The sequence below is a fragment of the Parafrankia elaeagni genome (genome assembly GCF_000374165.1).
GTDB lineage: Bacteria > Actinomycetota > Actinomycetes > Frankiales > Frankiaceae > Parafrankia > Parafrankia elaeagni.
This window is the reverse complement of the sequence record NZ_KB893721.1, coordinates 77119-89301: the sequence shown is the minus strand read 5'-3', so window position 1 is coordinate 89301 and position 12183 is coordinate 77119. Positions and strand designations below refer to the sequence as shown.

Genomic DNA, 12183 nt, shown 5'->3' with positions numbered 1-12183 from the left:
GCGATGCCGGGCCCGCGCTGTCTTCCGCGCCGCCGCCCGAGCCGTCTGACAACTTACGGAGTCCGCCATGACCGAGGCCGTCATCGTCTCGACCGCACGCACGCCCATCGGCCGCGCCCGCAAGGGGACACTCGTCGGACTCGACGCCTTCGGGCTCGCCGAGGTCGTGGTGCCCGCCGTGCTGGAACGCAGCGGTGTGCCGGCGCGCGAGGTCGACAACCTTGTGCTCGCCGAGGCATATCAGGGTGGCGGAGTCATCGCCCGCAACGTCGCGGTGCGGCTCGGCCTGGACGACATCGCCGGGGTCGCGACCAACCAGCACTGCGCCGGGGGACTGAGCGCCGTCGCGATCGCCGCGGGCAGCATCCGCGCAGGCATGGACCGGGTCGTCATCGCCGGCGGCACGGAGAGCCTGAGCAACAACGCGATGGCCAGCACCCGGAAGGGGCCGGACGGGAAGCCGGTGACCTGGGTGTCGGCGTCGCACCCGGAGACCTCGGACGCCCCCGCCTTCGACATGGCGATCACGGTCGGCGAGAACACCGCCCGCGAGCTGGGCCTCACCCGGCTCGATGTCGACGGGTGGGCCGCCTACAGCCACGCCCAGGCGATCGCCTCGATCGACGGGGGCTACTTCGCCGACCAGATCGTGCCGGTCCGGGTGACCCGGGCTGATGGCACCACCACGGTGTTCGACACCGACGAGTTCCCCCGGCGCGGCACCACCGTCGAGCGGCTCGCCCAGCTGCCGTTACTGCACCCCGAGCTGCCGGACGCGACCGTGACCGCCGGGAACGCGGCCGGCCTGAACGACGCGGCGGCCGCGGTCACGCTGACCAGCGGTGAGTACGCGGCCGCGCACGGGCTCGCCCCGCTGGCCCGGATCCGGTCGTGGGCGTCGGTCGGGGTGGCTCCCGCGCTGACCGGACTCGGGCCGTCACTGGCCATCCCGAAGGCGCTCGACCGGGCCGGGCTCACCCTCGCCGACATCGACCTCTTCGAGGTCAACGAGGCGTTCTGCTCGGTCTCGGTCGCCACCATCCGCAAGCTGGGGATCAGCCCGGAGGCGGTCAACGTGAACGGCAGCGGGGCGAGCCTCGGCCACCCGATCGCGGCCACCGGCGCCCGCATGGTCGTGACCATGGTGCACGAGCTGCGGCGGCGCGGGAACGCGCTCGGCGTCGTGTCGATGTGCGCGGGCGGCGGCATGGGCGCGGCGATGGTCGTGGAAGTGCTCTGACCCCGCGACCCCGCGACCCCGCGATCCGCTGTCCGCCGTCCGCAGCGCGGTGCGCCTTCGGTGATCGGCCCTCGACGCCCCGGTGGTCGACCTGAAATATCTATATCTATCGGGGTGCGTCGGGAGGTCGGTGAGGGCGTGACAGTGAGCGACGGGACGACGATGCGGACGCGGGCTCTTCTGCCGTGGAGTTCCGAAGCTCGGCGGTATGACGCGATCGTGGTGGGCGCGGGCTTCTCCGGGCTGTACTCGCTCCACCGGCTCCGCGAGCAGGGGCTGCGGGTGCTGGTCCTCGAGGCGGCCGACAGGGTCGGTGGGACCTGGCTGTTCAACCGCTACCCGGGCGCCCGCTGCGACATCGAGAGCGTCGAGTACTCCTACAGCTTCTCCGCCGAGCTCCAGCAGGAGTGGAGCTGGACGGAGCTCCTGCCCGGGCAGCCGGAGATCGAGGCCTACCTGAACTTCGTCGCCGACCGGCTCGACCTGCGCCGCGGCATCCGGTTCGACACCAGGGCCGTCGCGATGACGTTCGACGAGGATGACGCCTCGTGGCTGGTGGAGACCGCCGCCGGCGAGCTGTTCGTCGCCCCGTTCGTCGTCGCCGCGACCGGGATCCTCTCGGCCCCCAGCGGAACGCCCATGAAGCCGCTCGGGTCCCGGTAGGTGTACAGATCGCGGACGGTCGACCCGATCGCGTCATAACCGAAGTCCCAGCCGGCGAGGACGAAGGGCGCCACGACGGGGGTGACGACGCGGTGCGCGCGGGATCCGGCCTGCGGGCCGGCCCGGGTGATGAGTCCCGCGAGAGTCCAGGCGATCCAGCCGTAGACGACATAGCCCAGGGGGACGACGACGGGAACGTCGAAGAGTCGCGGACCTTCGGTGTGGTGAATGTAGTAGCCGAACGGGAAGCCGACGGCGATGCTCGTGGCCTCGAACGCGAGGGCGACGACGTAGCTCGTCGCGACGTAGACGGCGAGGCCCTGCCATCCGACGGCGAGCGAGGCGTGGGCGACCACGAATCCCAGCAGGGCGAGCGGCGCGAGGGCGTCCAGGACGGGGGAGGGTGTCGGGACCGCCGGCACCCACGACACCGCGGAAACAACCACCCACAAGCCCGCGAGGACCCAGCAGAGAACGTAGCGGGCCGATGTTCCGGCCCGGCCTTTGTCGGCGCCGCGCCCCTGGTCCGGATGTGTTCTCACTGCTGTGCTGGCGGTGGCTCCCGCCACGCCCCGCGCGCGGCGCCGTTGGCTCAGCGTCCCTTCCACACCGGCGGCCGCTTCTCGGCGAAGGCCCGGCCGCCCTCCTGGGCGTCCTCCGAGGCCATGAGATCCGCCATCGAGGCCAGCGCCGTCTTCATCGCCGCCGCGTCGTCCCCGAGCTCGCCGCGCAGGAGGCGTTTCGTGGCCTGCAGCGCGAGTGGGGCGTTGGCGTTGACGCGGCCGGCGAGCTCCAGGGTGGCCGGCAGCAGTTCGTCCCGGGGCACCACCCGGTTGACGAGGCCCCAGTCCAGGGCCTGCTCCGCGGGGATGGGGTCGCCGGTGAGCGCCAGCTCGAGCGCGCGGGCGATCGGCAGCCGCAGCGGCAGCCGGGTGCCCCCGCCCGCGGCGAGCAGACCGCGTCTGACCTCCGGGAGGCCGAAGTTCGTACCGGCCGCGGCGATGACCAGGTCACAGTGCATCATGATCTCGAAGCCGCCGCCGAGGCAGCTGCCGTTCACCGCGGCCAGCAGAGGCTTCCGGAAGTCACGCAGGCCGTCGAGGGCCTGCATGACGGGTGCGAGGTTCTCACCCCTGGAGAGCGCTTTCAGGTCGAGGCCGGCGCAGAAGGTACGGTCGCCGGCGCCGGTGAGGACGACGCTGCGTACTCCGTCGTCGCCGTCCGCGCGGGTGAGCGCGTCGGCGAGGCCCTGGCCCACCTCGCCGTTGAGGGCGTTGCGGGCCTCGGGGCGGTTGATGGTGACGACGAGCGAGCCGTCGACGAGCTCGGTCAGAATGCTCATCGCCGGCCTACTTCGGGGCGAAGCGCTGGCCGCCGTCGAGGCGGATGGTGGAGCCGTTGAGCATCGGGTTCTCGATGATGCCCTGGGCGAGGCGCGCGTACTCCTCGGGACGCCCCATCCGTCTCGGGAAGGCGGCGTCCTTGGTGAGGACCTTCTCGTACTCCTCGGGAATGCCCTGGGTCAGACCGGTGTGGAACAGGCTCGGTGCGATGGCGTTGACCCGGATTCCCAGCGAACCGAGCTCGCGGGCCATCGTCAGGCTCATGGCAGCCACCCCGCCCTTCGACGCGGTGTAGGCGATCTGCCCGACCTGCCCCTCGAACGCGGCGATCGACGCGGTGTTGATGATCACGCCTCGTTCGCCGTCGGCGTTCGGAGTGTTGCGGCTCATGTGCCATGCGGCGAGGCGGGCCACGTTGAAGGTGCCCGTCAGGTTGAGATCGATGACCTTCTGGAACGCCTCGATCGGCAGCGGGCCGTCCTTGCCCAGTGTGCGCCCGGGAGTCGCCCCACCGGCGGTGTTCACGACGACGTCGATGCCGTCCAGCGTGGCCACCGCGGTCTCGAGAACGCCTTCCATCCCCGCGAAGTCGGTGACGTCGCAGACGTGGAAACTGCCCTTCAGCTCCTTGGCGACCGCCGCGCCGTCGCTGCTTTCCTGGTCCAGGATCGCCGCCCGCCCACCACGGGTCGTGATCAGCTCGGCTGTTGCCCTGGCCATTCCGGACGCGCCGCCCACGACGACCGCCCGCAACCCCTTCAGCTCCACCCTGTTTCCTCCCTGTGCCCATCGGGACAACTCGGCCGAAGCCTAGCCTAAATCTATAGATATATACCACTGGTGGTTGCGGTGGTTCCCGCCGGTCGGGAGGCGGCCCGGACGGGTCCGGGCAGGAGATCGCCCGGACCCGTCCGCCGTGGCAGCCGGTCGCCCAGTCCGGAGTCGGGGAGGCTCCGGAGTCGGGGAGGCTCCGGAGTCGGCGTCGCGCGGCGGGACGGCCCGTCCGGTGGCGTGCGTGTGGGTCGTAGGTCCTGGCGAGGGTCGGACCGGTGGACAAACGTGTTCTGGGGGCTGAGGGTCGGAGGGAAAGCCGCCGATCGGGCGCGTGCCCGTCTCTTCATATATCTATATATTTTGTGGTCTGCGCGCTACCATCGCTGCGGTACACCGACAGGGGGCCCAGTGGCAGCACAGATGACGTCGACCTACTCGACCATCCGGTATGAGACGGGCCCCGACCGGGTCGCGACGATCACCCTGGACCGGCCCGAGGTGCTGAACGCCTTCGACCGGCGGATGTGCGGCGAGATCCGCGATGTGTGGCAGCGGGTGAAACTGGACCCGCAGGTGCACGCGGTGGTGCTGCGGGCCGCGGGTGACCGGGCGTTCTGCGCCGGGCTGGACGTGAAGAAGCCCTACGGCCAGCCCGAGGACGTGTGGAACCACGAGGACCCGGGCGAGCTGCTCAGCCCGAAGTGGCAGAAGTGCTGGAAGCCCGTGGTGTGTGCGGTGCAGGGTATCTGCACCGCCGGCGCGTTCTACTTCCTGAACGAGGCCGACGTCGTGATCTGCTCGTCGGACGCCACGTTCTTCGACTCGCATGTCACCCACGGCCGGGTGTGCGCGGTGGAACCGATCGGGCTGATGCGGAAGATCGGGCTGGCGGAGACGCTGCGGATCGCGCTGTCGGGCAACGACGAGCGGGTCTCGGCCCAGACCGCCCTGCGCATCGGCCTGGTGACCGAGGTCGTGGATCGTCCGCGGCTCTGGGAGCGGGCACACGAGATCGCGGCGGGGATCGCGCGCAAACCGTCGGCCGCCACCCAGGGAACCGTGCGCGCGATCTGGGAGTCGCTGGACCGGCCGTACCGCGCGGCGATGGAGCAGTCGCTCATCTACACCCGGCTCGGCAACCCTGTCGGGATGGCCCAGGCGGAGGCGGACGCCGGCGAGCCGGTCACGGACAGCGTGGGCGGCAGGGGTGGCGCGGGCGGCGGGGGTGGCACGCCGAACGGGAGTCCGACAGCAGGGCGGCCGTGGAGGCTTCGGTGACCGACCTGACCCCGGCTGCTCCGGCTGCTCCGGCTGCCCCGGCTGCCCCGGCGATCCCGGCGATCCCGGCGGCGCCGGCACCCGCCCCGCCCTGGACGTTCGGCGTCGAGCCGCTCCCGCAGACCGTCGTGGCGGCGGACCGATTACGGCAGGTCATCAGTCTCCTGCTCACACTCGAGCATCCCGACCCCGCGGTCGACGACCTGCTCGCCGCCCTCGATGTGGCACAGCGGCGGCTGGGCCGGTCTGTTCCGGCCGATCCGGTGCCCCGCGTCGGCGCGGCGGTGGACGGCGCCGGCCGTGCCTACCTGGACCACTCCCGCCACATCGGCGCCTTCAACCCCTGCTTTCCCGACTACGAGATCGCCGTCGACGGCGACCACGCGGAGGGCACGGTCAACTTCCCGATCGCCTACGAGGGCCCGCCGGGCCTGGTACACGGGGGCTTTCTCGCCCTGTTCTTCGACGCGGTGATCCAGCACCACAACTGCGACCTCGGCCTGGCCGGGAAGACGGCGGGGCTCGCGCTGCGCTACCGGCGGCCCACCCCGCTGCGCACCGATCTGCGCTTCGTGCTGGCCCGGTCGGCCGACGGGCCGCGGATCAGGACCACCGGCCGGCTGCTGGCCGGCCAGGTGGGCGGCCAGGTGGGCGGCAACCCGGCCGGTGACGTCGTGCTGTGCGAGGCGGAGCTGGACGCGGTCAAGGGCGACCGGGCCCGGCTACCGGCCGTCTCACCACGCTGGGCCTCACCACGCCGGGCACAGTCATGATCGCCACGACCGTCGACGCCGGGGACGGGACACCCCTGACCGTCCCGGCCCTGCTGCGTGCGCAGGCCGACCGGTACGGCCCGCGGGTCCTGCTCACCTGCGACGAGGACGTGCTCACCTACGCCGAGGCCGACCGGCGGTCGCGGGCGCTCGCCCGTAGCCTGCTGTCGCTGGGGGCCGGCAAGGGCACCCACGTCGGTCTCCTGCACCCGAACGGGAGCGAGTTCGTCGTCGGCTGGCTCGCCGCGGCGCGGATCGGCGCGGTGAGCGTGCCGCTGAGCACCTTCTCCACCGGCGCCGAGCTGCGGACCCTGCTGCGCAGCGCCGACATCGGGGTGCTGCTGAGCGCACGGTCCCATCGCTCCCATGACTATCTGGCGGCGCTGCGGGACGCGGTCCCCGAGCTCGCCGCGGCCACGGCACCGCCTCTGCTCGCCCCGTCCATGCCGGTACTTCGGCACGTCTTCGTCGGTGCGCCGGCGGATGCCGGGCTCGGGCCGGGCACGGCCGCCGGCGTCGGGGGCGGCGCTGGCCCCGCCTGGTCGGTGCCCGCCCTGCTGAGCTGGGGCGCCGAGGTGGGCGAGGACCTCGCCCGCGCCGCCGAGGACGCGGTGCACGCGAGCGACCGGCTCGTGATCGTGCACACGTCCGGGTCGACAAGCGCGCCGAAGGGTGTGATCCACACCCACGGCGCCCTGATCCGCCACCTCGCGAACCTGAACGAGATCCGCCGCTACACCGACGACGACGTGCTGTTCTCGAACTCGCCGTTCTTCTGGATCGGCGGGTTCGCCTACGCCCTGCTCGGCACGCTGCTGGCCGGCGGCCGGCTGGTGTGCTCCAACGCGGCGAGCGCCGCGGGCGTGCTCGACGTGCTCGAGCGCGAGCGTCCGACGATGGTCAACGGCTATGCCCAGTCGGTGGCGGGCCTGCCCGCCGACCCGACGTTCGCCCGCCGCGACCTCTCGTCGATCCGCCGCGGGAACCTCTACGCGATCATGCCGAGCGACGTCCGGCCGGCGGACCCGGGCCTGCGTCACCAGATGCTGGGCATGACCGAGACCGGCAGCGTGTGCCTGGTCAGCGAGGACGAGGGCGACCAGCCCGAACACCGGCGCGGCTCGTTCGGGCGTCCGGCGCCGGGGTTCGAGGCCCGGGTCGTCGACCCCGAGGACGGGCGGGTGCTCGGCGCGGGTGAGGTGGGGGAGCTGTGGCTGCGGGGCCCGTTCCTGATGGAGGGCTACTACGGGCGGGAACGGCACGAGGCGTTCGACGCCGACGGCTGGTACCACTCCGGTGACCTGTTCGTCGTCGACGACGAGGGGTTCTTCTACTTCAGGGGCCGCGGTGGCGACGTCATCAAGACGGCCGGTGCCAACGTCTCGCCGGTCGAGGTCGAGGCCGCCATCCGGGACGTCGCCGGGCTGACCGCGTACGTCGTCGGCCTGCCGGACGCGGACCGCGGGCAGATCGTCGCCGCGGCGGTCCGGGTGCCCCCGGGGCGGACGGTCGACCCCGCCGGGCTGCGCCGCCAGCTGGCCGAACGGCTGTCCGCCTACAAGGTTCCCCGGCGCATCGTGCCGATCGCCGACGACGAGGTGCCGACGATGTCCAGCGGCAAGATCGACGCCGCCGCGCTCAGGGAGCTGCTCCGTGCCGCCGGATGAGACTCCGCCCGACCCCGTCCCGTCCGACCTCGTCCCGTCCGACCTCGTCCCGTCCGACCTCGTCCCGTCCGGCGAGCCGGTGCTGCCGGTGCTGCCGGGCGAGCTGACCGTTCCGGCGCTGCTCGCGCTCCGGCGGCGTCTCGACGGCGGCGTCCAGGCGTTCGTCAGCGACGACGACGAGATCACCTACGCCGGGCTCGACGACGCCAGCCAGGCCCTGGCCGGGCGGCTGGTCGCCGCCGGCGTCACGAAGGGCAGCAGGGTCGGCCTGGTGATGCCCAACGGCATCGGGTGGGCGACCGCCGCGGCGGCGGTGATGCGGGTCGGGGCGGTGCTCGTCCCGCTGAGCACCCTGCTGCGGCCACCGGAGCTGCTCGCCCAGCTGCGCGTCGCCGCCGTCACCCACCTGGTCGTGGTGCCGCGGCTGCGTGGCCGTGACCATCTCGACGAGCTGGCCTCGGTGGCGCCCGCCCTGACCGAACAGGTTCGACGCGGACGCCCGCACCCGGACGTCCCGTCACTGCGCTGGATCTGGTCCTCGGACGAACTGCCCACGGGCGCCGCACCGGCCCCGGTCGTCGAGGCGCTCGGCCGTGCCGTCCGGCCGGCCGACGACCTGGTCGTGCTGTTCACCTCGGGCAGCCGCGGCGCCCCGAAGGGAGTGCTCCACACGCACGGCGGCGGGCTGCGGGCCGTCGCGTCGAGCCTGGACAGCCGCCGCATCGGGCGGGGCGAACGGCTCTACATCCCGATGCCGTTCTTCTGGACCGGCGGGTTCGGTGGCGGGCTGCTCTCGGTGCTCGTCGCCGGCGCCACCCTGCTCACCGAGGCCGTACCGGAACCGGCCCGCACGCTGCGGTTCCTCGAACGCGAGCGGGTGACGCTGTTCCGCGGCTGGCCCGACCAGGCGGCGCGCCTCGCCGCGCATCCGGCGTTCGCCGCCACCGACCTGTCGGCGTTGCGGCCGGCGAGCCTCGGCGCGGTGCTGCCGCCGGCGACGCGGCCGGCGCCGGGCGCCCGGGCCAACCTGTTCGGGATGACCGAGACGTTCGGGCCCTACTGCGGTTCGCCGCTCGACACCGACCTGCCCGCCGACAAGCACGGTAGCTGCGGCCGGCCGTTCACCGGTGTCGAGGCGCGCATCGCCGACCCCGAGACCGGCGCCGCCCTCCCCCCCCGGGCACCGAGGGTGAGATCCGGCTGCGCGGGCCGAACGTCATGCGCGGCATCGCCGGCCGGCACCGTGCGGACGTCTTCGACGCCGACGGGTTCTACCCCACCGCCGACCGCGGCCTGCTCGACGCCGACGGCTACCTCTGGTACCGAGGCCGCCTCGACGACATGGTCAAGATCCGCGGCGCGACGGTCTACCCGATGGAGGTCGAGGCGGTCCTGCGCGCGCTGCCCGGCGTCACCGACGCCTACGTCACCGACATCGCCGCTGCTGCTCCCGACGGCGGCGCCGAAGCCGAAGCCGGACCGGGTGCCGGGGGCGCGCGGGAGGTCGCGGCGGTCGTCGTCGCCCGCTCGTTCGACGACCTGGACGACCTGGACGACCTGGACGAGTTGGACGAACTGACCAGACAGGCCCGGGCCCACCTGAGCAGCTTCAAGATCCCCACTCGCTGGCTGCTGGTCAGCGACCCCCACCGGGTGCCGCGGCTGGCCAGCGGAAAGGTCGACATCGACGCGCTCCGCCGCCTCCTCGCCGCGGAGGGCACCCCCGGCTTCCGGAAGACGAGGTCATAGTGAAAGCCATCGATTGCCTGGTCAACGTGGACATGGGGGACACCGCGCCGCCCGACTGGATGATCCGGGTGAAGGAGGACTACTTCAAAGGCGGCGCGGACTTCCTGCGCAGCCCGGAACTTCCCGAGCTGGTCGACGCGATGGACGCGGCCGGCGTCGAGCGGGCGATCCTGATCTCCAGGGTGGGGCGGAAGGACGACCGGGCCCGGCGCTACGCCGAGGAGCGCCCGGACCGCTTCGCGCTCGGGATCGGCGGTTTCGACCTGCTGCGTCCCATGCGCGCGCTGCGCGCGCTGGAGTCGTTCGTCCGGGACCACCCGGTCGCCTACGCCACGGTCGGGCCGAGCTTCTGGGGGGACGGAATGTACCCGCCCAGCGACGCGGTCTACTACCCGCTGTACACCAAGTGCTGCGAGCTCGACCTGCCGCTGTGCGTCAACACGGGCATCCCAGGGCCGCCCATCCCCGCGGAGCCGCAGAACCCGATCCATCTCGACCGGGTCTGCATCCGGTTCCCGGAGCTGCGGCTGTGCATGATCCACGGTGCCGACCCGTGGTGGGACACCGCGATTCGAATGATGATCAAGTATCGCAACCTGCGGCTGATGACGTCGGCGTGGTCCCCGAAACGGCTGCCGGCGTCGTTGCTGCACTACCTGTCCACCCGTGGCCGTGACCGGATCATCTTCGCCTCGGACCACCCGGTCCTGTCCATGTCCCGCTGTACAGGGGAGGTCGCCAACCTCGACCTGGCCGACGACGTCCGCCAGGCCTGGCTCCACGACAACGCCCAGTCCTTCTTCTTCGTGCCACGCAAGCCGGGCCAGTAGGGAGACTACGGCGTGACGACCAACCAACTCACCGAGCTCGGCTTCTACACCCTGCCCGGACACTCCGGCACGCCGCGCGATCTGATCGCCGAGGTCCGGGCGGGGGAGGAGCTGGGCCTGGGCGCGGCCTTCGTCTCCGAGCGTTTCTCGACGAAGGACGCGGCGACCCTGTGCGGCGCCGCCGGCGCGCTCACCGAGACGCTCGGGATCGCGACGGCGGCCACCAACCACCACACCCGCCACCCGCTGGTCACCGCGACGTTCGCGACGACCATGCACCGGCTCACCGGCGGGCGGTTCGCGCTCGGGCTCGGGCGCGGCTTCGACCGGTTCTGGACCGCGGTCGGGCTGAACCCGGTCACCAGCGCCCAGCTCGAGGACATGGCCGGGCTGCTGCGCCGGCTCTGGCACGGCGAACTGGTCCTCGGCCACGACGGGCCCGCCGGAAAGTACCCGTACCTGCACCAGGACCCGGACTTCGACGAGGACGTGCCGCTCCTGCTGGCCGCGCTCGGCCCGAAGAGCCTTGAGCTCGCCGGCCGCTGCATGGACGCGGTCGTGCTGCACACGTACTTCTCCGACCGCGCGCTGACGGACTCGGTCGAGGCGGTCCGCCGCGGCGCCCGGGCGGCTGGCCGGGACCCGGACGGCATTCGGATCTGGTCGGTGCTCGCCACCGTCGGCGACCACGTCGCACCGCAGGACCGGCTGCGCCGGACGGTGGGCCGGCTGGCCACCTACCTGCTCGGCTACGGCGACATCCTGGTGCGGGTCAACGACTGGGACCCGGCGGTGCTCGCCCGGTTCCGGGCCGACGAGCTCATCCAGGGCTTCCGCGGCGCGTTCGACGCGAAGGCCGACGACCGGCAGCTGGAGCACCTCGCCACCCTGCTCCCGGACGAGTGGCTCGCGGCGAGCGCGACCGGGACGGCCGAGGAGAGCGCGGCGGCCGTCGTCCGCCAGTTCGGCCTGGGCGCCACCGGCGTGATCCTGCACGGCGTCTCACCCACCGAGGTCGCCCCGGTGGTGGAGGCCTACCGGAAGATCCGGCCGCTGTCGGTGACCGGCCAGCCGGCCAACCCGGGCCGGCTGGCCTGAAGGCGGAGCGGACCCGTCCGCGCTGTGCGCGACAACGCAGTCGCCCCGGCACTCGATCGCGACCCAGCTTCCGGGAGCTCGTGTCCGGCGGATCTGACGCCGTGTCCGGTTCCCCGCCGCGAGGTGACGTGTTCCGTTCGCGCGCATAAAGACCTCCCTGTGTCCGTCCCGGTCGGGCCCTTGACGAACCGACGTGACGAGGATTCCGCAAGCCCTCGCAGACAGTGGACCCGAAGAGATACAACCTGCCCCCAGTCGTGGCGTGGGACCTCCTCGCCACCGGCGGGGGCGATAGAAGCCCTGGTCAACGGCCTGACGAGCTCGTCGCCCCACGGGCTGCGGGCTCGTCAGGCCACCCTGGCCGGCCGTCGTCCGCCCACCGACGTCCACTCACCACGCCGCCACCGCCGGGCGGCGTCCCGGACCGGCCGCCCCGACGTCCACCGGCCCGTCCGACCGATGGTGGGACTGTTTCAGACGGTGCTGTCACCTCCATCGGCAACGACGTCCTGTCGGCCGAGGGCTGTCCGCCGCCGGGCCGGGTCGCTCGCACACGCCCGCCGGGCTGCGTAGGCGGGCAAAGGTCGCGGGACGTACTGCGGGTGGGGCGTGCTGCGGGTGGGGCGATGCGTGGTCCGCAGCCGACCGGGCGTCGTCGCCGGCTGAGATGACAGTGCTGTCAGAAATGGTCCCGCGAGGGGTCGGGCGGGCCGACTGGGGCTCGGTGGTCCATCCGCGGCTGTACTCGGCGGTTACGGCTGCGAAGGT

8 protein-coding genes and 3 pseudogenes are annotated in these 12183 nt (G+C 72.5%); 8 read left to right on the top strand and 3 right to left on the bottom strand.

The genetic code is table 11. The features are described from left to right. The first annotated feature begins 67 nt into the window (after window positions 1-67). Together B207_RS0114095 and B207_RS42845 are read left to right on the top strand one after the other, a co-directional pair. On the top strand, window positions 68-1240 hold the full coding sequence (locus B207_RS0114095; RefSeq protein ID WP_018637193.1) for a thiolase family protein: 1173 nt from the start codon (window positions 68-70) through the stop codon (window positions 1238-1240). 162 nt (window positions 1241-1402) lie between these two features. Then, window positions 1403-1867, top strand: a pseudogene (locus B207_RS42845) (flavin-containing monooxygenase); the annotation flags it as partial. A 59-nt stretch (window positions 1868-1926) separates the two neighbouring features. Here B207_RS42845 and B207_RS42840 read toward each other — a convergent pair. The 3 genes and pseudogenes from B207_RS42840 to B207_RS0114075 all read right to left on the bottom strand — a co-directional run. Next, a pseudogene (locus B207_RS42840) lies at window positions 1927-2259 on the bottom strand (carotenoid biosynthesis protein); the annotation flags it as partial. A gap of 236 nt (window positions 2260-2495) precedes the next feature. Beyond that, entirely contained in the window at window positions 2496-3245 is a 750-nt protein-coding gene (locus tag B207_RS0114080) for an enoyl-CoA hydratase-related protein (protein WP_018637191.1), read from the bottom strand. Between the two features lie 7 nt (window positions 3246-3252). Then, window positions 3253-4014, bottom strand: coding sequence for an SDR family NAD(P)-dependent oxidoreductase (locus B207_RS0114075; protein WP_018637189.1), 762 nt, complete (start codon window positions 4012-4014; stop codon window positions 3253-3255). Window positions 4015-4440: 426 nt separating this feature from the next. On the opposite strand from B207_RS0114075, the gene B207_RS0114070 reads away from it, so the two are divergent. The 6 genes and pseudogenes from B207_RS0114070 (at window position 4441) to B207_RS0114045 (ending at window position 11415) form a co-directional block, all read left to right on the top strand. Beyond that, window positions 4441-5298, top strand: coding sequence for an enoyl-CoA hydratase/isomerase family protein (locus B207_RS0114070; RefSeq protein ID WP_018637188.1), 858 nt, complete (start codon window positions 4441-4443; stop codon window positions 5296-5298). Continuing rightward, the gene (locus B207_RS0114065) at window positions 5295-6071 is read left to right on the top strand and encodes a hotdog family protein (protein ID WP_018637187.1); all 777 of its coding nucleotides are present in this window, start codon (window positions 5295-5297) and stop codon (window positions 6069-6071) included. Before B207_RS0114070 ends, B207_RS0114065 begins: the two co-directional genes overlap by 4 nt. Further along, complete coding sequence (locus B207_RS0114060) at window positions 6068-7738, top strand: class I adenylate-forming enzyme family protein (protein WP_018637186.1); 1671 nt, start codon at window positions 6068-6070, stop codon at window positions 7736-7738. Before B207_RS0114065 ends, B207_RS0114060 begins: the two co-directional genes overlap by 4 nt. A gap of 88 nt (window positions 7739-7826) precedes the next feature. Next, window positions 7827-9487 (top strand): annotated as a pseudogene (locus B207_RS42570) (class I adenylate-forming enzyme family protein). After that, complete coding sequence (locus B207_RS0114050) at window positions 9487-10317, top strand: amidohydrolase family protein (RefSeq protein ID WP_018637185.1); 831 nt, start codon at window positions 9487-9489, stop codon at window positions 10315-10317. Before B207_RS42570 ends, B207_RS0114050 begins: the two are co-directional and overlap by 1 nt. Window positions 10318-10329: 12 nt before the next feature. Continuing rightward, window positions 10330-11415 carry a TIGR03857 family LLM class F420-dependent oxidoreductase gene (locus tag B207_RS0114045; RefSeq protein ID WP_018637184.1) on the top strand — a complete coding sequence of 362 codons (1086 nt, stop codon included), beginning with the start codon at window positions 10330-10332 and terminating at the stop codon, window positions 11413-11415. Window positions 11416-12183: the final 768 nt, after the last annotated feature.